Source organism: Vibrio tasmaniensis (assembly GCF_024347635.1).
Taxonomy (GTDB): Bacteria; Pseudomonadota; Gammaproteobacteria; order Enterobacterales; family Vibrionaceae; genus Vibrio; species Vibrio tasmaniensis.
In genome coordinates this window covers 2,453,409-2,472,601 of the sequence record NZ_AP025510.1, presented here as the reverse complement: position 1 = coordinate 2,472,601, position 19,193 = coordinate 2,453,409, and the positions used below count along the sequence as shown (strand labels likewise).

Here is a 19,193-nt window from a genome sequence, read left to right as displayed (position 1 = left end):
TAGAGTTTGAATACCGACTAGACTCCACAGCCTAGTCAGCTTCTATATCATTACATGAGATGCCCTACCTAGGGAGTTGTTTAACTCGCGCTAAGGTATCACTGAATGGTTGTTGCTCTAGCTTTCCGTACCCAACCATTTTGCTGGCTTTAAGCTTGGTTGAAAGCGGGGTGGCGATTCCGCATAGAAAACGCGTAATGGCTTCGTCGGTGATCAATTGTTGACTCTTAGATACAAATTCATGAATCCATGTCATTACGGTCTCGTCGTCAACGGGTTCAACATCGACGGTTGGTAATATTGCCACTTCACCACGGCAGACAGAGCAATGACCACAGTTTGTTGGTGCTTTATCATCGGCAAAGTAACTTGCTAGGCGTGAGCTTAGGCAGGTGTCTGCCTCAAAGAAGCTCAGCATTTGATTAAGGCGATTTATCTCACTGTTCTCTTTTGCCTTAAACAATTCAGTTAGACGTTCCGATAACTGCATCATCTCTTCAGAGGTGTTGTGGATCGCATACACATCTGTGATCTGCTTACTTTCCAACTCAATCCAACCTTGTTCATTGAAATAATCGATTGCCGCAATAACACGCTGACGATCAGTCTGGAAGTGTGTCCACAGCGCATCGAAGTCGACTTGGCACCAGACTCTGGCTTGAGGAGAGCATTGGAAAATCGCTTCTACAAAATGACGACGTTCGCCTTGGAACTGTTCGGTGATCTGCTGTTTCGGGCGAACGAACTTAAATTTGTAGTCAGCAAAGTAGCTGTATTTAGGCTCAATCACACCTTCAATTTCGAGATACACCAGTAGCGTTTTTAGTGGTAACTGACGAATGTTGGACTCACGCGATAGTTGGTTGAGCATGATTTCCCATTGGTTTGCGCCAGAAGCCGCAATGTTTTGGTTTTCGTATATTTCTTTTAAGACCGTTTGAATTGATATGTTGTCTGGCGTGTCGCCAAAGACGAAGTTCTCTAGTGTACTTAGACCGTACTTGTTGGCGAGAAGAATACATACCGAAGGCTGGCCATCTCGACCTGCTCTGCCTATCTCTTGCGAGTAGTTTTCGATTGATTTCGGTAAGTCAAAGTGAATCACTCGGCGAATGTTGGACTTGTCGACACCCATACCAAAAGCAATGGTTGCCACGATGCAGCTCACGTCATCGTTCATGAATTGATGTTGAATAGCATCTCTATTTTCAGGCTTAAGACCAGCATGGTAAGCCACGGCATTAACGCCAGCGTTACGAAGTTGCTGAGCCACCATCTCTGCTGTTTGTTGAAGAGTGACATAAACAATAGTTGGAGCGAGAGAAGCTTGGTTAACCACATTACACAAGGTTTCTAGCTTGCTGGTTTGTTCGCAAGGTTGAATCGACAGGTCGAGATTTTGACGATAGAAGCCCGTAACCACCACACGTTCCTCATCGATAGCAAACTTCGACTTCATATCTTGGATAACTGATGTGGTCGCGGTTGCTGTCAGTAGCAGTACCTGAGGAATATTGAGCTGTTTTTGGTACTGGGGAAGCTTCAGGTAATCTGGTCTAAAGTTGTGTCCCCATTCTGAAATACAGTGCGCTTCATCGACCACCAGTAACGAGATCGGTACTTGAGAGATAAACTGGCGAAAGCGTTCGTTCTTCAAGCGTTCAACTGAGATCATTAGGATTTTAGTATCGCCGTTACGTACCGACTGCATCACCTGTTGGGTGGTTTGTCTGTCTTGGCTTGATTCGATTGCAGCCGCGCTTATTCCCTTACTGTGTAAGAAGTTGAGTTGGTCTTTCATTAAGGCTAACAATGGTGATATCACCAAGGTTAAGTGCGGCAACTCTAATGCTGGCAATTGATAGCAAAGCGACTTGCCTGAGCCTGTTGGGAATATGGCGGCAGTCGAATGACCAGATAAAACATTATCAATGACTTGCTTTTGTCCATGACGCAGTGAGTCGAATCCGAATACTTGTTTTAGCTTCTGCTCAATCATTTATGTTCTACCTGAGTTATTAAGTGTCGTATTGATGCTTAAGCGGGCGCCTATTCATGATAGCGTCGCTTGATGAATCAAATGTCTTGCACCTGATTGTACCTAATTCTATTCTGTAGCTCCTATAGAAAAGCACCCCAATAGTATGAATAAGTCTGAGCTTCGCCAAATAATCATAGAGCAACTCGAATCCCGATTACGTATCGCGCAATCTGCTACTCAACGCGCCATTGATGCTGCAACCGATGAAGAGACAGTGCCTGAGCACAAGTACGATACATTGGCGCTAGAAGCCTCGTATCTAGCACATGGACAAGCCGTGAGAGTGCAAGAGTGTGAAGATGACATTCAGTGTTATCGTAACTTAGTGCTGCGTGATAGTGAGAAAATTACGGTGAGCAGCTATGTTGTGGTCATTGACGAGCATGATCAATATAAACACTTCTTTATGGGGCCGAGAGTCGGGGGACTGTCTGTCACGTGGAATAACAATGAAGTTGCTATCGTGACAGCAAATGCACCTTTTGGTCAGGCTCTAATGGGGAAAGAAGTTGGCGATGAGATTGAGTTTAAGGTCGCAGATAAACAGTTCTGCTATGAAGTCATGTCTGTCGACTAACTGAGTAACAGATATATATAAAACGTTTCTCTGACAAAGAAGCATAAACTCAAGGTATAGTAATTGGTCAGATTAATGAGAGGATGTTATGAAGAACAATGTATTTATGAAACACGCTGTATTTATGAAAAACAGTGTGTTTACGAAAAATAGTGTATTAATCGCATCGTTAACAGCGGCTGTCGCCATTATTAGTCTGCCAGCGTCTGCTGCTCAGTGTCGAGTTGATTTGAAGAATGAATTACGAATCGATGACCAAAAAGTCGAAATCCATCAAGTGAATGGTGATACTGCCGTTTTTGATGGTAACAACGACTTATATATCCATGGTGAGAAGGTTGAGCTTGATGCTGACCAACAAGCGGCGATAGAGAAATACCGCGAAAACATGAGTGAGTACTTACCACGAGCGAAACAAATGGCTAACGATGGTTTAGCGTTAGCGAATGACGTTATTGATGACATTGCCGCTAGCCTAAATTCACCGGAATCATTTGATAATGTAAAAGAGTCAATGAAAACCTACTTTGCTGAACTAGAAGGTCGTTACTACAAAGATGGTGAGTTAGTGCTGCCTGCAGACAGTTTTGATTCGATGGCGAATGGCTGGTCTGAAGATTTCGAAAAGGCTAAAGAGATCTTTAACCAAGAATTTATCTCTAGCGCTTTTAACGCGATGTCAGAAAAAATGAAACAAGATGGTGGTTTAAACCTAACTGAATTGGCTGACAGCATGGCTGCATTAAAGCTTAAAGTTGAAGAGCGCATGAAAGAACACTCTCAACAAGTGCAGGAGGAAGCGAATGAGTTCTGTGATTCTCTTGATGAGATGGCAGAACAAGAGCAACAGCTGCATGAAATCATTCCGAACTTAAAAGACTATCAAGTCTTCACGATCTAACCTGGATTGACTTATTAAATAGCAAGAGCACCAGTTGGTGCTCTTTTTGTTTGTATAAATTGAACCATACGACGAGTATTTATCTCAATTTAATTCAGTGCCTTCTCTAGTCCCACATCTTGCTTTTCTGCTTCCAATTAAACGATAAGACCAATTATTTGTTAATTTAATGGTTATAAATAGCGTGTTTGTTGTAAAAATTAGAGAATTGCTTATTTATTAGTTGTGCCTATCATTGCTTTTTATTACTGTACTTCTCAACTAGTTCACTGATTTTCGTGCGGGCGATATGGATCAACAATCTTCCTCTTCAAGAGAGCACTTTAGCTCTCGTTTGGGTTTTATTTTAGCAGCGGCGGGTGCTGCGGTTGGCTTGGGTAATATTTGGGGCTTCCCAACCCAAGTTGCCAGTAACGGCGGTGGTGCTTTTCTCTTAGTCTATTTGATTATGATCTTCGTGGTCGCTTTCCCAATGCTGGTGGTTGAGATGGCTATTGGGCGACACGGTCAAGCAAACCCTGTCGATAGCATGCGTTCTTTGACTACAAACCCGTTAGGCAAGAAAGTCGGTGAATTTGTCGGTTGGATTGGGTTGAGCGTTCCAAGTGCAGTGCTAGCGTTTTATAGCATTGTCGGTGGTTGGTTGATCTGCTTTCTCATTGGTGCTGTCGCTGACCTGATTGGTCTAGAGGCTGCTGCTGATTGGTTTAAAGGCTTCAGTGTTGAGCGCAATGTTTTTGGTACCGTCGCATTTTATGTGCTGACTATCTTGATTGTTCAGGGCGGTGTTAAGCAGGGGATCGAGAAATGGTCGACCCGTTTGATGCCTGCGCTATTTGTGTTATTTGGCTTATTGTTTGTTTACATCATGACGCAATCTGGCGCGATGGAAGGCCTAAAGCACTACCTAGTTCCAGACTTTGAGAAAGTGTGGGATAGAAAACTGATTTTGGCAGCTATGGGGCAAGGCTTCTTCTCGCTCACTATTGGCGGTTGCTCTATGTTGGTTTATGGCTCTTACTTAAGTAAGAAAGAGAACCTGCCAAAAATGGCAATGAACGTTACCTTAGTTGATACCGCGGTTGCTTTTATTGCGGGTTTAGTCGTGATGCCTGCCATGTTTGTTGCGATGCAAAAAGGTGTTCAAATTTATGCTGAAGATGGCTCATTACTGAGCTCTGATACCCTCGTGTTTACGGTTCTGCCTTTGATGTTTGATAGCTTAGGTATGCTGGGCCAGGTCTTCGCAATTGTGTTCTTCTTATTGCTAACAATTGCTGCACTTACTTCATCGATTTCAATGTTGGAAGCCCCTGTCGCTCTTGTTAGTGAGCGTTTCAAGACCAGACGAACGCCAACAAGTTGGGTAATTGGTGGTGCGATCGCATTGTTCAGTGTGGTGATTGTTTACAACTTTGCTGCGATGTTTGGAATGGTAGCGATGATTGCGACTCAGTACCTTCAACCAGTCGCTGCACTGATGTTCTGTGTGTTTGGTGGTTGGGTATGGAGCCGAGCTTCAAAAGTGAAAGAGCTTGAACAAGGTTGTCCTGATTTTCAACTTGGTTGGTTTGGTAAGGTTTGGCCAATGTATGTGAAGTTCGTTTGCCCAATCCTAGTTGCAACGGTTATCTGGGCTTCATTTGGATAGTAGACCAATTAGCGTTTAGAATATTTAGCGCCTAGAATAATTAGCGTTTAGAACATTAGATTTCAGTTCAAGACCACTCTCAATGAGTGGTTTTTTTACGTTTTACTTATGAATAATTGAGCTCTTCAGTTTCTTACTCTAGATACATTCTGCTCGATTAAGATCAATCCAACCTCGCTTAAGAAGTGGCTTCATAGCGGATATCTTGCAGATTAAATCCAAGATCAATGTCGGTTTTGAGTGCAGAAACGAGCTTACAGACACGTGCCGATTCAATGTGTTCATCAAACTTCTTACGGTATTTTTTCGGTAGGTCTTCTGCTTGATATGCAGTTTCGATATCCGGGTAGGTCGTTAATATCTCTTTGGCTGCTTTTGGCCCGACACCAGGAATTCCTGGGACTTGGCTAGAGCTGACGCCTGTTAATCCCCAGTAATCCGCTAGCTGTTCAGGTTTTACGCCGAACTCTGCTTCGATAAAGGGTTTATCTAACCAACGGTGCTGGAAATAATCACGGATTTGTAGCGTTGGTGACAACAGTTGGCAGTAGCCTTTATCTGTAGAGATGATAGTCACTGTTTCACCATGGTCAGCTACTTTTTTAGCGAGTGTTGCGACCAGATCATCCGCTTCATCGCCGTCAGAGAGCAGTGAATCAATCCCTAGTTCCCACCAAGCCTGTTGGATAGCATCAAGCCCTTTCATGAGTGGCTCAGGCATAGGTTTTCGGTTCTGCTTATAGGCAGGAAGAACTTCCGCGCGCCAGCCTCGATCTTGTAAATGATGATCAAATACCGCGATGATATGAGTGGGTTTGGATTCGTTTAAGATGCGGTTAAGTGTGCGAGCAGTCGTGGTGATGGTTCTTGCAATATCGGTTGGGTCCGGCTGAACAGAGTGCACACGTCGGATGAGGTTTAAGGCATCGATAATAACAAGATGGATAGACATAAGTTTCCACTAAATAGGCAATAAATAAGGGGCTGCTAGCCCCTTATAGTAACGTATCACTTGGTGAGTTGAAACGTTGGTGACGTAAACGTCATGACTTGTTTAACTTTATGCTTGTGGCTTGTTATCAGTTACTTGCCGTTATTCGCTGCTAGGCATAATTTTATAGCAAGGAACATAGTCAGTGCCGCCCGGCAGTTTCATTCGATGCTGTTCAACAAAGTCATTCAGCAGCTGGTCCATTTTGGTCATCAACTCTTTGTCGCCATCAATCAGGAAGGGGCCATGTTTCTCTATCTCCAAAATACCTTCAGCTTTGACGTTACCTGCCACAATTCCTGAGAAGGCTTTACGTAGATTAGCTGCAAGGCTCTCTGTTTTTTGGTCCATATGCAGATCGAGCGCCGCCATAGATTCATGTGTTGGGTCGAATGGCAGTTGGAACTCAGGTTCAATATGCAGCGACCAGTTGTAGCTGTAGGCATCGCCAGTTTCTTTACGGTGAGAGCGTACATCTGGCATTGCCTGCTTCATGATTTTCGCAGCGCGAGCTGGGTCATCAATCACGATCTCATAGTGTTTTTGCGCATCAGGCCCCAAGGTTTCGCCGATGAATTTATCGATAGAACGGAAGTAAGCTTCACTCTCTTTTGAACCTGTCAATACAATCGGCATTGGTTGGTCGACGTTATTTGGGTGCATCATGATCCCTAAGATATACAGTAGCTCTTCGGCCGTACCAGGACCGCCAGGGAAAATTATGATGCCATGCGCCATACGAACAAACGCCTCAAGACGCTTCTCGATATCAGGCATGATCACCAGTTCGTTGACGATCGGGTTTGGTGGCTCAGCTGCAATGATCGAGGGCTCAGTAAGCCCTAGGTAACGATGATCGGTGTAACGCTGCTTGGCGTGACCAATTGCCGCGCCTTTCATCGGGCCTTCCATTGCTCCCGGCCCACAACCGGTACAGATGTTCAGCTCTCGCAGGCCTAATTCGTTACCCACTTCACGAGTGTATTGGTATTCAGAGGCATTAATTGAGTGACCGCCCCAACACACGATCAGGTTAGGTTCGATACCCGGCGTAAGCGCACCTGCATTTCTCAAAATGCCGAACACGAGGTTAGTAATATGAGTAGCGTTAGTTAGGTTGAGTCTTTGGTTGTCTGCAAGGTGCATGTTGACGTAAACAATGTCACGCAGCACTGAAAATAGGTGCTCTTGAATACCCTTGATGATTTCACCGTCGACAAAGGCATGCTCTGGTGGATTGCTCAATTCGAGCTTGATACCACGCTCACGACGGACTACCTCAACATCAAACGATTGATATTTATCGAGCAGCTCTTTGGAGTTGTCGGTGTGGCTACCTGAGTTTAGTACCGCCAACGTACAGTTACGATACAGTTGGTACAGATCACTAGATGCGGTTTTTTTAAGACGCTCAACTTCAAGTTGAGAGAGTAAATCCATGCTACCGGCAGGGCTGATATGAGTGATCATAATGCCTCCTTGTTGAAAAGAGCAGGGGACGTTGAAGTGACCCTCTGGCTCGAGAGTGAGAAGCAAACGTTGAAAGTGTTTGGTTAAAGGCGAGATAGTTAACCAGACGAAACGGTTACGACAGTGTTGCTTAATGGCTTTTATAGCATTGCTCTGAGATTTAAATACAGCATTGCTTGCCAAGAATGCTTGTTAAGCGAATGTTAATCATTAGCTTAGCAAACATTGAGGGATATGGTATGTGATAAGTATTTGAAAAAATGAAATAAATTGAATTTAGGGCGGTCTTAGCCCCAAACAAGTTGGTTGTTACCGCGCTGTTTGGCTTTGTTTAGTGTTTTATTGAGTCGTTCTAATACTTCTTCAGGTGTGTCTGACTCTTTAAACTGAGTACTTGCCGCGCACAAGGTAATTGTGATTTGTTGGTCACGGAATTTAAAAGGTAAGCGGCTTACTTGATTCTGGATGCTTTGAGTTACCTGATGGCAATATTCATCGCTTTGCTCGGGGAGTAGCAAGATGAACTCTTCACCAGAAAAGCGAGCGACAGTATCGGTAGTGCCAATTTCTTTGGTGATGGCTCTTGCGATGATCTTGAGTGCCTTGTCACCAGCGGTATAACCAAAGCTATCATTAATTGCTTTGAAGTTATCGATATCTAGCAGCACGACTCTTAGTGAGTGTTGTGCGCGAATCCAGCGACGATATTCTAACTCTAAACGATCGGTGAAGGCGGTACGGTTGTAGATCTTAGTCAGAGGGTCAAGCAGCATACGCTGAGCCTGATCTTCTAGACGCTTGCGGTAATCTTGGGTGACTTCATAGAGCGAATCTAATTGGTTTTTTCCGTAGCTCATTCTTTCTATTAGAGCTTGTTCTTTCTGTTCTGCGTGATTCAGTCTTTCTGAAAGAGAGGCAATTTCACTGAGCAGCGGGTTTATCGAAAGTTTTAAGTTATCAATATCCGTTGCTTTATCAACAGAGCTTTGGCTCTTAGTAACAAGTTCATTCAACTCAGAGTTAAGGCCTTGGCGGTGCTCAAAGTAGCTTTGGCTCTGGTCGGCATTTTGGTCTGCTGTTTTGATACTAGAAGCGAGCGAGGAATTGAGTTGTTCGATAAATTGTTCAGACTGCTTACGTTCTAGGCTTGTACCATCAAGTACCAGTTTGAGGATCTGAAGTGCGAGCTCAAGTAGGTTTTGTGTTGAAACACCAAGTAGTAGCTTCGCTCGAATATCGGTAAGCAAATCACCAGATTCACCCTCGAAATCGAGCTCAGTGATCAGATGCTGTAATTCGTTTGATAGGTCGGAAAGGAGTTCTTGTTCCGGAGAGTGCGTAGCGTCGGCAAAATGAGTGCGTGAATTATTCGCCATAATCTTAATGGCACGCTCATAAATACCGAGAAGTTTCATAGCATGGTCGATTTTCTGACTGCCATTGCATTCGGAGAAGCTAAGTAAGTTTCGTAGGTCGCGTTTAAGCTGCGCTGGAAGGCCAGTTATGCGCTGCAGCGTTTCCCCACTGTGCTTAATGCTATCGTCTAGATATCCATTCTGTTTATCCATAGCCAACGTTTTCTGCTTAAGCATCCTTTCTAATACAGCCAGCTTTGGGATCATTGAGCTAATATCTTTTTGTTTTTCTAGCTCTTCCCTAAGGGCAATGAGATTTTCATCTAAACGAGTGTTGCTGCCAACACATGCATCACTTAAAGATGTAACGATACGCTTGAGAACTTTTTGTTCTCGAATAAATTTGAACGAGGTATCTCTTTGCGTCAAGCGGACTTGATCCAACTGATATTTTAGCTGGTGGAGTTGTGCCTGAATGTCTTTTTCAAGAATGCCCATAGATATATTAAATAGCGCCGCGTAGATCGTACTCGATCGTTTAGATGAAATTTCGTGACCTTGATAATAACAAAACTAAAAATAAGGTCACGAGCTACGACGTTTAACAGCTCGTAAATCAGTCATCTTTTAGCATTTTTTTGATATTGTCCTCATTCTGATGAGATGATTGTATCTTTATTAACCCTTGATTAATCGCATGTTTACAAGCTTCTCTTATGTTACCTGTTGCAAGACTCGCCGCTGGTGCATTATCAATGGCTTTAAGGTAAACCCATTGGCTACTGCGCTCTTTGAGACTGATTTCTCGTGCCAGATTGGTCGACATCAATAGTACATCGAGCAGCTCTTGGTCGTTAATTGCGGTGTAAGCGCGTGGCAAGAACGGGTAGTCAGCGATGCCCATACGGACGGTTCGGTTAATGTTTCGTTCTGGTTCGAAGTGATTAACCCAAGATTGAATCTTTTTGAACATAGCCTCAGGCGATAGATCACGGTCAGCATTTGGTTCGATATAAAGTAAGTTCGCATCGGAGAAGTGATAGACGCGTGCCGGACCTTCAAGCTTAGATTTAAGGAACTCGCCGAAAGCATCTTCGAGTTCTAAACCTGCTTTATAACCGTTCTGAGTGTACATATTGCGTAGGAACGGCAAATCAATCATCACAAAGCGTAAGCGGTCGTTGAGCGGTTCATGAATCAGCTCACCAAGTTGCCATTGTTCGAAGTTTTGGCTGGTTTGTTCTAGTGAATTTGATAGCTTCGCGTTCAGCATTCTTAGATTTGGAAGCTTTGAGCGTGAGTGCGTAAATAGGTCGGTACGCAGTGAATCCATTTCCGTGACTAAGGTTTGAATGATGTAGCCTCGGCGTAGCACAAAAAAGAATAAGACAATGCTGAACAAAAATAAGGCGAACGATATTTTCTGGAACTTATGGTGCTCAAGTTTGTATTTTTCTAATTCTTGTTCTTGACCTGCATAGTGGAGCGTTTGCTCAGCAAACTCTTTTTGTTGGCGGAATGCATCTTCACCAACACGGTTGAGTTTTTGTTGTTCCAAAGAGACAAGGATATTGTATTGCTTGAGGTTTGCTAGCGCTTGTTGTGGACGCCCTGCTTGCTCATAACCTAAAGAGAGCAATTGGTAGGAGTGTTGCGACAGGCGTGCGTTTTCTACCTGACGTGAAATCTCGAGCGCACGTGTCGCATGCTTAATGACATCTTCGCTTTCTTGTAGGTGGTATGCCAAACCTGCGGATAAGAGTGCTGCGCGACCTTCCAACTTAGGTATGTCGGAATACTCTAGAAGTTCAAGGGCTCGTGCTAGGTATTGTTCAGCTAAAGGGTAGTTATAAAGTCGTAAGTAAGTTGCGGATAAACTTAAACGAATATCAATGACTTGGTGGATGTCTCGGTCGGTACTCTCATGATCAAGGACATTGAAAAAGTGCACGAGGGCAAGGTTGTATTTTCCTTGAAAGAAGTACACATCACCCATTTTCTTGAGCACTTGCGCTAAGACGGGGGAGCTTTCAAAGTTGTCATAAAAATCAGCGGCTTGAGATAGGTGTTCTAGTGCTTTATCTAATACTTGGCGTTCAAAGAAAAGTTGCGCAAGCAGGCTATTTACTTTAGCCAAGCGTGCACTCAGGTTACCTTCAACTGATTTCCAGTAGCCGTACAATAACTCAGACAGTGCATGGTTGTACTCTTTATGAGTCAGATAAAATTCGCCAACCGCGATGTGATAATCGATGACGACTTTTTCCGAGTAACGCTGTTCTAGGTAGGTTTTTGCTTCTTTATAGAGCTTTTCAGCATCGCCTACGTTGTTGTTATAAGAGGCAACCTCTGCTTTTAACATGATCAAACGATAGGTAATCCCTTCCGTCAGGCGTAGGGTTTTGTTGACCGACTCAAGGTTTACTTCGATTTTCTCTAATTCAGATTCTGCTTGGGCCGATTTTCTGTCAGTAAGCCAAAGCAACCGAACTTTGAGTATTTCAAGATCCAACTTTAGATAGTCAAGCTTATAAGCTTTTGCTAGATCAGAGGCTTTGTCGATGTGTTGAATAGCAATACGAATGTTGCCAAGATTAAACTCTGCTTTCGCTAAGATCTTATACGCATCGATACTGCTGTTTGGGGTTCTAATCGAAGAATCGGCCTCTTCGCGAGAAATAGCTGAAGGGCTCTTCTCGCGTTGATCTGAAAGGATACGTAGCGTTAGGTAGCTGTTGGCCATTCGTTTTGCTTGGCTCGGTTCTATCTCAACCAAGTTATTGGCTTCATTGAGGAGCGCCGAAGAATAAACCGACGCATTAACCGATGTGCTTAAGCTTAAAATGAATAGACTAATAACGTATAACCAACGCATTTCAATGTCCCTTTAAAGATTTTGTAGGTTCAAATAAGTGTGGGCGGTTCACGCCGATTATTGGCGAGCCATACGCTTATTGTGGCTTGGTCTATCTTGTTCTGTTGAACGGTATGGATTGATATCCAGACCACCACGACGCGTGTAACGTGCAAATACGGTGAGCTTTGATGGGGCACAGTATTTCATGATGTCAGTGAAGATACGCTCAACACATTGTTCGTGGAATTCGTTATGCTCGCGGAAAGAAACTAAATAGCGTAGCAGAGCTTCACGGTCAATTTGCTTACCGGTATATGCGATCTCTACGCTGCCCCAATCCGGTTGATTGGTGATCAAGCAGTTCGACTTCAATAGGTGGCTATGCAGAGTTTCTTCTACTTCTTGCTCGCCAGCAGCCCCTTCAAGCAATGACGCTTCAAAATCGTAGCTCGTGATTTGGATGTCTTGATTGTCGATACAGTCACCTTCCATCGTCACGATAGGTTGGTTGGTGTAATCGGTTACTGAGTTTACATTCACAATCACAGATTCGCCTGCACATGCCGATAAATCTTGAGTCAGACGCTCAGTGACTTGATCCCAGTTTTCAAACTGAGTTTGGTTGTAGCTGTTTAGGTACAGCTTGAAAGATTTTGACTCAATCAAATTTTGGCTGGTTGCAGGAATGAGCACTTCACCAACAGCCACTTGTGGTAAGCCGTTGGTGTTTAGCCACGAAAGCTCGTACATCGTCCAAATATCATGACCAACAAAAGGTAACTCTCCGTTTAGCGCAAGATCATTACGATTGAGGCTACGAGGTACTGGTTGCAATAAACTTGCATCGTATTGGTTAGAGTACTCAGTTTTTTGGCCCAGGGTTAAACCCGCTAGCTCTTTTGCGTCAGAATATTTGCTCATACTTTCGTTTCAAATTCGATTAGAATGGGGTCGATTTTACTGAATCCCCATTACCCTGTCATTAAGTCATCGCTTAATCGGCACGGAAAGAGCTCGGATTCTATTTATTATTTTGTGTTTAGGAGATTTTCATGACTCAACGCGCTCAAGACGCACTACTTTCTTTCAGTCAGCGATACGTTGACGCGTGGCAGCTACAACACCAAAGCTTACCTCGTAACGAGGAGTTGGTGGACATCGTATCACCATGCGTAGAAGAAAAGAGTGGCGACGCCGTGTTGTGGAAGCACTATCCACGTGAGCAATTCGCGGATTTCACCAACGTTGAAACCGGAATTGAATTGACTCTGCACGAAGACATCAAGACTTTCTACGGCGCACAATTCAGCGCAGATATGAACGCGACTTTTGATGGTAACGAGCTGACTCTGTTACAGATTTGGAGTGATGAAGACTTCGAATGCCTACAAGAAAACATTTTGGGTCACCTAGTGACTCAGCGTCGTCTAAAGCTAAAACCAACGGTTTTCATTGCCGCGACTGATGCTGAACTGGATGTGATCTCTATCTGTAACTTAACGGGTAACGTGATTCTAGAGCGCTTAGGCACCAAAAATCGTGATGTATTAGCCGAGACATTGGCAGAATTTTTAGAAAAGTTACAACCAGCGGTATAAATAGATGTACGTACTAGAACTTCAATTTGAGTGTTTTGATAACACAACGGTCAGCGCTGTCGATAAGGCGGTTAATGGCTTGATGGATGCACTTCGTTATAACGGACAAGTGTTAGGTCGTGAGTTTCCAATCGTGATGGGCGACGGTGAATTCTATGTTCGCGTAGTGTGCCCTGAGCAAGATAGTTTACACCCACGTAATCACTCAGACTTCGTCAAAGTCTGTTTCGAGCGCTTATCTGCGGCGAGTTTATTAGCGCCTAAGATGCGTCTGCTTGGCCGAGATCTTAATTCCGAAGAAGTAGCCGAAGATGAAACGCCAAGTTGGCAGGTGTTATACACGACATTCGTGCATACCTGTTCACCACTGCGTAGTGGCGATAGCTTGTTGCCTATTCCACTATATCGTAACCCGCCGACATTTAATGGCGATCATAAAGCCGTACTGAAATGGCAGACCGAATGGCAAGCCTGTGATGAAGTGCAAATGGGTGGTGGTTGCCGTGCTGAACATGCAACGCTAACCGAGATCAGTGATACTAAGAGTGTGCTGTTTAAACGCGGTTGGGGTTTAAGAGGACGCATTGAATTTCTGACTAAGATTCCAACTTACTACTACTTATATCGTGTCGGTGGGATCAGCCTGAAAGATGAAAAAGAGCGCAAATGTCCGCAATGTGGTGGTGAATGGCTGCTTGATGCACCAATCCACGACATTTTCTATTTTAAGTGTGACGATTGCCGTCTGGTATCCAACATTTCTTGGGATCACCTCAAGTAATCGACTTCGTTTCGATTAACCCTGAGAAGCTTTACTTTCTAGCAAACCTTCATCATTAAAAAAGGGGCTGACATTGAGTCAGCCCCTTTCGGTATCTATAAGTGTCTATTTAAGCTGATTACCAACCTTTAACTACGCCACCTTGGAAGATGTCAGAAGCTGCGTTGTACACTTCTTCAGTTTGATATGCTTTAACGAAGTTTTGTACGTTTTCTGCATTTAGGTTGTCTTCACGAGAAACGATTAGGTTCACGTATGGAGAATCTTTGTCTTCAACGAATACGCCGTCTTTTTGTGGAGTCAGATTGATAGAGCTCGCGTAAGTAGTGTTGATGATAGATAAAGTTACATCATCAAGAGAACGTGGCAGTTGAGCTGCGTCTAGTTCAACAATCGTTAGGTTCTTAGGGTTACCAACGATGTCACGAACGGTAGCTAGAAGACCTGCACTTTCACGAAGTTCAAGTAGACCTTGCTGTTCAAGAAGCAGTAGAGAACGACCTAGGTTTGTTGGGTCGTTTGGTACAGCAATACGAGCACCATCTTGGATTTCGTCTACAGATTTAACTTCTTTAGAGTAACCAGCAATAGGGTAAACAAAAGTGTTACCAGCGATCGTTAGCTTGTAACCACGGTCAGCAACTTGCTGATCGAGATACGGCGTGTGCTGGAATGCATTGATGTCGATAGAACCATCATCTAGTGCTGCGTTAGGTGTTACATAATCCGTAAAAGTGACCAGTTCAACATCCAGGCCGTATTGCTCTTTAGCGACTTTAGCTGCTACTTCAGCAACTTGTGCTTCTGCACCTGCCATTACGCCGACTTTGATCTTAGAAGTATCGACTTCTTTATCACCACAACCTGCTAGTACTAGCGCTGAAGCTGCTGCTGCAATAGTAAGTAAACCTTTAAGGTTAAATTTCATAATAATCTCCTTTTAATAAATCTATTTAATTTGGTTTCGATGACTTTATGTATCTAATGATTAACGCTTTTAATGAATGGGTGTTTCAAATAACGTCACATTCACGAAGTCAGCCTTTATCTGTGGTCAACGCGGCGAACCAATGAATCACCGATTGATTGAATAATTTGTACCAGCACAATCAACATGACGACGGTCACAGCCATAATGGTCACATCGTAGCGGTGAAATCCGTAACGAATCGCGACATCACCTAGGCCGCCACCACCTACAGTTCCGGCCATTGCCGAGTAACTCACAAGAGTCACTAGCGTAATCGTCACTGAGTTGATGATAGTCGGCAGTGCTTCAGGAAGCAGAACCTTATTGATAATTTGTGTTGGTGTTGCGCCCATTGACTGAGCTGCTTCCACTAGACCTGTTGGTACTTCAAGTAGTGCACTCTCGATAAGTCGAGCCACGAATGGGATAGCGCCAATCGTCAGTGGAACAATCGCTGCTGTTGTACCTATGAAGGTGCCGATCAGCATTTTAGTGAGAGGGATGATCGCTACCATCAGTACTAAGAAAGGCACTGAACGGCCCACGTTCACAACTGCACCAAGAATCTTGTTTAGTTTGGTGTTCTCTAACAGACCACCTTTTTTAGTGGTGTGTAGAATCACGCCTAATGGAATACCGACAGCGAAACCAACGATGCCAGCAACAGCAACCATGTAAAGCGTTTCGCCAGTTGCTTCGAGTAGAAGGTTGCCGTTAAGGCTGATCCAGTCAGCAATCTCGTTGAAACTAAAGGACATAACCAAGCACCTCTACTTTTACATTGTTGTCGCGTAGGAATTGGATAGCAGCATTATCATCTGCTTCATTACCGAACAGCTCAGCGACCATCATGCCGAACTTCACGCCGCCGGCGTAATCAAGGTCAGAGCTTAAGATGCTGACATCGATATTAAATTTACGAGCAATTTGTGTCATCAGTGGAGCATCAACCGTTGCACCAGTAAACTCAAGACGTACTAATGGATAGCTGCTGTTGACACGAGTCTCTTGCAAACGCGCTTGATAATCTTCAGGAATCGTTAGATCCAGCGTCGAACGAATGAACTGATGCGCAAGCTCTGTCTTAGGGTGTGCAAAGATGTCACCAACTGTGCCTTTCTCTACTAGCTCACCACCACCGATGATCGCAACTTCGTGACAAATGCTCTTAACTACGTCCATTTCATGAGTAATCAGTAGGATAGTGATACTCAACTTACGGTTGATTTCACGTAGCAGCTCAAGAATAGATTGAGTCGTTGCTGGATCCAGTGCACTGGTCGCTTCATCACACAGTAGTACTTTCGGGTCTGATGCTAGTGCACGAGCAATCGCGACACGCTGCTTTTGACCACCACTTAAGTTTGCAGGGTAGGTATCACGCTTATCCGATAGGCCGACAAGCTCAAGTAACTCACTCACTTTCGCTTCAATCGCTGCTTTATCTCTACCAGCGAGCTCTAAAGGCAGCGCTACGTTGTTAAATACAGTACGAGAAGACAGCAGATTGAAGTGTTGGAATATCATGCCGATGTTACGGCGTGCTTCGCTAAGTTCTGATTTGCTGAGTTTTGTTAGGTCGATACCGTCAACAATCACCTCACCTGACGTTGGAGCTTCCAACATGTTTACACAACGGATAAGGGTACTTTTTCCTGCACCTGAAGAGCCGATGACTCCAAAGATTTGACCTTGAGGAATGTGGAGGTTGATATCAATTAAGGCATTGATTTCTTTAGTGCCTTGATAAAAAACCTTATTGACTTGATTCACTTTAATCATAGAGAAACTCGTGCAGGTAGAACAGAATAATATATTGATGACTCACTCGATTTACAGATGATGCTATGGTGTTCTATGATCTAAGTCAATAGATATTTTTACGTCTAGACGGCTAAACGCGGATTGCGAAGTTAAACTAGAAACAAATCGTTAACGAACGCAAAACTAAATAGATAGTGATGAAGCAAATAAAGCGTGTAATAATTAATGATTAATAGAGAGTTGATAGAGAACTGAATTTTGTCTAAACCTGCTGTTTTTTTAGATCGTGATGGTGTGATTAACGTTGATCACGGCTACGTACATGATGAACATGACTTTGAATACATCGATGGTGTGTTTGAAGCGGCGAAAGCGTTTAAAGATATGGGTTATTTATTGGTGTTAGTGACCAATCAATCTGGTATTGCTCGCGGCATGTTTAGCGAAGATCGTTTTCTTTCTCTAACGCAGTGGATGGATTGGAACTTTGTTGATAACGGCGTTGAGCTAGATGGTATTTATTACTGCCCGCACCACGCTGAGCACGGTATTGGTGACTACAAACAAGATTGTGAATGTCGTAAGCCAAAGCCTGGCATGTTCATTTCAGCGCGTGATTTTCTGAAAATTGATATGGCAAACTCTGTCATGATCGGCGATAAAGCTGAAGACATGATGGCTGCAGAAGCAGCGGGTGTTGGCACTAAAGTTCTGGTAAGAACCGGTAAGCCAATCACTGAAAAGGGTGAAGCGTTAGCCAGCGTTGTGCTTGATAGCATTAAAGACGTACCTGCTTTTTTGAAAGGCTAAGACACTTCTCCACCGTTAATGTATATAGATGAGGAACGCAGTATGAAAGCATTGTTGGTAATATCTCTATGTACGGTAGCGTTAGTCGGGTGCTCTAAATCAGCAGCTCCTGAGACTGAGAGCGCAGTATCGGACGATCAATTCGTGACTTATCAATGTGAGTCTGACGCTTCATTTAAGGTCGCTTACCTTGGTGATGAAAAAGCGGTATTACGTTTGCCAGAGAATGAATATCGCCTCACTCAAATAGCGGCAGGTTCAGGAACGAAGTACATCTTAGATGATGGAACCTCTGAACTGATCAATAGCGTAACTTTACGAACTAAAGGTGACAATGCACGTCTAGAACTTGGTCGTGTTATCTATAAAAACTGCCGAAAGTAGGTCATAGTGAACGACTAGGATTTACAAACAGTTAAGTGAGGGAGTTCGCCCTCACTTTTTCTTTCTCTTCCCTTTAACGTTAGACTTTTTATGAGCAAAAAACTCACTATTCTCGATATTGCTAAGCTGTCCGGTGTTGGTAAGTCTACCGTATCTCGCGTTCTGACCAATGATCCCAAAGTGAAACCTGAAACCCGTGAAAGGGTGGAAAGAGTAATTCAAGAATCAGGGTATACACCTTCAAAGTCTGCACAATCTATGCGCGGTGGCAGCCAAAAAGTCATCGGTGTGATCATCTCTCGTCTGGACTCTCCCTCTGAAAACAAAGCGGTAAGTACGATGCTGGCCGAGTTGTATCGAGCGGATTACGATGTGGTGATCATGGAAAGCCAACTTGATAGAGATAAAGCCAATGAGCACCTTCAGGTTCTTAAACGTCGCAATGTTGATGGCATCATTGTGTTTGGCTTTACTGACTGTGATATCCCTGCGATCGAAGCGTGGGAACACAAAGCGGTGGTGATTGCTCTGGATACCGAGAACGTGACATCGATTAACTATGATAACCAGCAGGTGATCAATAGTGCGTTGGCGCATCTGTCGGATCAAGGGATCTCAGATATTGGCTTTATTGGCGTTGATCCTAGCGATAAATCAACCGGTGAACTGCGTCTTAAGGCTTATCTCGATTGGTGCGAAAGCACTGGAGTGATTGCGAACTATCGCACTGGTCAGCTTCATCATGAAAGCGCTTATCAGCTGGTGGATGAGGTGCTAGCTCCTGCGACTCAAGCACTTGTTTGTGCCAGTGACACATTAGCTCTTGGCGTGATCAAGCGTCTTCAAGAACTACAACGTGAAGATGTGGTTGTAACAGGTGTCGGTGGCAATGATCTTCTCTCTTTCTTGTTCCCGCGAGTATTTAGTATTGATCCTGGATATCAATCTGCAGGAAAATTGGCCGCTAATCTATTGATCTCTCAGCTTTTAGGCAATGCAGAGATCTCTCATCACACGCAATCTCCGATTCTATAATCCACTCA

General features: G+C 43.9%; 17 protein-coding genes. 8 read left to right on the top strand and 9 right to left on the bottom strand.

Annotated elements, in window-relative coordinates; all coding sequences use genetic code 11:
* Positions 1–64: 64 nt before the first annotated feature.
* A complete protein-coding gene (locus OCV44_RS11115) occupies positions 65–1,999 on the bottom strand; it encodes a RecQ family ATP-dependent DNA helicase (RefSeq protein ID WP_139684091.1) in 1,935 nt (644 codons plus the stop codon).
* A 145-nt stretch (positions 2,000–2,144) separates the two neighbouring features.
* Here OCV44_RS11115 and OCV44_RS11110 point away from each other — a divergent pair, with 145 nt between their 5' ends.
* The 3 genes from OCV44_RS11110 (at position 2,145) to OCV44_RS11100 (ending at position 5,170) form a co-directional block, all read left to right on the top strand.
* A complete protein-coding gene (locus tag OCV44_RS11110) occupies positions 2,145–2,618 on the top strand; it encodes a GreA/GreB family elongation factor (RefSeq protein WP_139684090.1) in 474 nt (157 codons plus the stop codon).
* Positions 2,619–2,724: 106 nt separating this feature from the next.
* Positions 2,725–3,519, top strand: a complete 795-nt coding sequence (locus tag OCV44_RS11105) for a YggN family protein (protein WP_139684154.1) — start codon at positions 2,725–2,727, stop codon at positions 3,517–3,519.
* Between the two features lie 289 nt (positions 3,520–3,808).
* On the top strand, positions 3,809–5,170 hold the full coding sequence (locus OCV44_RS11100) for a sodium-dependent transporter (protein WP_012603370.1): 1,362 nt from the start codon (positions 3,809–3,811) through the stop codon (positions 5,168–5,170).
* 178 nt (positions 5,171–5,348) lie between these two features.
* Here OCV44_RS11100 and xni read toward each other — a convergent pair whose 3' ends face one another.
* The 5 genes from xni to queF form a co-directional block, all read right to left on the bottom strand.
* Complete coding sequence (gene xni / locus OCV44_RS11095) at positions 5,349–6,122, bottom strand: flap endonuclease Xni (protein WP_086049939.1); 774 nt, start codon at positions 6,120–6,122, stop codon at positions 5,349–5,351.
* Positions 6,123–6,263: 141 nt separating this feature from the next.
* Entirely contained in the window at positions 6,264–7,631 is a 1,368-nt protein-coding gene (ppnN, locus tag OCV44_RS11090; protein WP_135383013.1) for a nucleotide 5'-monophosphate nucleosidase PpnN, read from the bottom strand.
* 287 nt (positions 7,632–7,918) lie between these two features.
* Complete coding sequence (locus OCV44_RS11085) at positions 7,919–9,484, bottom strand: sensor domain-containing diguanylate cyclase (RefSeq protein WP_139684089.1); 1,566 nt, start codon at positions 9,482–9,484, stop codon at positions 7,919–7,921.
* A 118-nt stretch (positions 9,485–9,602) separates the two neighbouring features.
* Positions 9,603–11,861 (bottom strand): tetratricopeptide repeat protein, encoded by a 2,259-nt coding sequence (locus OCV44_RS11080; RefSeq protein ID WP_139684088.1) that lies wholly within the window; start codon positions 11,859–11,861, stop codon positions 9,603–9,605.
* A 57-nt stretch (positions 11,862–11,918) separates the two neighbouring features.
* A complete protein-coding gene (gene queF / locus OCV44_RS11075; RefSeq protein WP_139684087.1) occupies positions 11,919–12,764 on the bottom strand; it encodes an NADPH-dependent 7-cyano-7-deazaguanine reductase QueF in 846 nt (281 codons plus the stop codon).
* A gap of 131 nt (positions 12,765–12,895) precedes the next feature.
* Here queF and syd point away from each other — a divergent pair, with 131 nt between their 5' ends.
* Positions 12,896–13,441 (top strand): SecY-interacting protein, encoded by a 546-nt coding sequence (syd, locus tag OCV44_RS11070; RefSeq protein WP_139684086.1) that lies wholly within the window; start codon positions 12,896–12,898, stop codon positions 13,439–13,441.
* A gap of 4 nt (positions 13,442–13,445) precedes the next feature.
* A complete protein-coding gene (locus OCV44_RS11065; protein ID WP_012604630.1) occupies positions 13,446–14,222 on the top strand; it encodes a Zn-ribbon-containing protein in 777 nt (258 codons plus the stop codon).
* Positions 14,223–14,340: 118 nt separating this feature from the next.
* Here the strand turns inward: OCV44_RS11065 and OCV44_RS11060 are convergent, their stop codons facing one another.
* The 3 genes from OCV44_RS11060 to metN form a co-directional block, all read right to left on the bottom strand.
* The gene (locus OCV44_RS11060) at positions 14,341–15,150 is read right to left on the bottom strand and encodes a MetQ/NlpA family lipoprotein (protein ID WP_139684085.1); all 810 of its coding nucleotides are present in this window, start codon (positions 15,148–15,150) and stop codon (positions 14,341–14,343) included.
* 116 nt (positions 15,151–15,266) lie between these two features.
* Positions 15,267–15,950, bottom strand: coding sequence for a methionine ABC transporter permease (locus tag OCV44_RS11055; RefSeq protein ID WP_009847449.1), 684 nt, complete (start codon positions 15,948–15,950; stop codon positions 15,267–15,269).
* Entirely contained in the window at positions 15,940–16,974 is a 1,035-nt protein-coding gene (metN, locus tag OCV44_RS11050; protein ID WP_139684084.1) for a methionine ABC transporter ATP-binding protein MetN, read from the bottom strand. Before metN ends, OCV44_RS11055 begins: the two co-directional genes overlap by 11 nt.
* Positions 16,975–17,214: 240 nt before the next feature.
* On the opposite strand from metN, the gene gmhB reads away from it, so the two are divergent.
* From gmhB to treR, 3 genes are all read left to right on the top strand, one after another.
* A complete protein-coding gene (gmhB, locus tag OCV44_RS11045) occupies positions 17,215–17,766 on the top strand; it encodes a D-glycero-beta-D-manno-heptose 1,7-bisphosphate 7-phosphatase (protein WP_060468351.1) in 552 nt (183 codons plus the stop codon).
* 42 nt (positions 17,767–17,808) lie between these two features.
* A complete protein-coding gene (locus OCV44_RS11040; RefSeq protein ID WP_139684083.1) occupies positions 17,809–18,150 on the top strand; it encodes an MliC family protein in 342 nt (113 codons plus the stop codon).
* Between the two features lie 90 nt (positions 18,151–18,240).
* Entirely contained in the window at positions 18,241–19,185 is a 945-nt protein-coding gene (gene treR / locus OCV44_RS11035) for a trehalose operon repressor TreR (RefSeq protein ID WP_139684082.1), read from the top strand.
* The last annotated feature ends 8 nt before the right edge of the window (positions 19,186–19,193 follow it).

Bases quoted from the DNA above. Each gene is read 5' to 3' on its own strand.
- OCV44_RS11115 (WP_139684091.1), bottom strand. From the start codon at position 1,999: ATGATTGAGCAGAAGCTAAAACAAGTATTCGGATTCGACTCACTGCGT.
- OCV44_RS11110 (WP_139684090.1), top strand. From the start codon at position 2,145: ATGAATAAGTCTGAGCTTCGCCAAATAATCATAGAGCAACTCGAATCC.
- OCV44_RS11105 (WP_139684154.1), top strand. From the start codon at position 2,725: ATGAAACACGCTGTATTTATGAAAAACAGTGTGTTTACGAAAAATAGT.
- OCV44_RS11100 (WP_012603370.1), top strand. From the start codon at position 3,809: ATGGATCAACAATCTTCCTCTTCAAGAGAGCACTTTAGCTCTCGTTTG.
- xni (WP_086049939.1), bottom strand. From the start codon at position 6,122: ATGTCTATCCATCTTGTTATTATCGATGCCTTAAACCTCATCCGACGT.
- ppnN (WP_135383013.1), bottom strand. From the start codon at position 7,631: ATGATCACTCATATCAGCCCTGCCGGTAGCATGGATTTACTCTCTCAA.
- OCV44_RS11085 (WP_139684089.1), bottom strand. From the start codon at position 9,484: ATGGGCATTCTTGAAAAAGACATTCAGGCACAACTCCACCAGCTAAAA.
- OCV44_RS11080 (WP_139684088.1), bottom strand. From the start codon at position 11,861: ATGCGTTGGTTATACGTTATTAGTCTATTCATTTTAAGCTTAAGCACA.
- queF (WP_139684087.1), bottom strand. From the start codon at position 12,764: ATGAGCAAATATTCTGACGCAAAAGAGCTAGCGGGTTTAACCCTGGGC.
- syd (WP_139684086.1), top strand. From the start codon at position 12,896: ATGACTCAACGCGCTCAAGACGCACTACTTTCTTTCAGTCAGCGATAC.
- OCV44_RS11065 (WP_012604630.1), top strand. From the start codon at position 13,446: ATGTACGTACTAGAACTTCAATTTGAGTGTTTTGATAACACAACGGTC.
- OCV44_RS11060 (WP_139684085.1), bottom strand. From the start codon at position 15,150: ATGAAATTTAACCTTAAAGGTTTACTTACTATTGCAGCAGCAGCTTCA.
- OCV44_RS11055 (WP_009847449.1), bottom strand. From the start codon at position 15,950: ATGTCCTTTAGTTTCAACGAGATTGCTGACTGGATCAGCCTTAACGGC.
- metN (WP_139684084.1), bottom strand. From the start codon at position 16,974: ATGATTAAAGTGAATCAAGTCAATAAGGTTTTTTATCAAGGCACTAAA.
- OCV44_RS11040 (WP_139684083.1), top strand. From the start codon at position 17,809: ATGAAAGCATTGTTGGTAATATCTCTATGTACGGTAGCGTTAGTCGGG.
- treR (WP_139684082.1), top strand. From the start codon at position 18,241: ATGAGCAAAAAACTCACTATTCTCGATATTGCTAAGCTGTCCGGTGTT.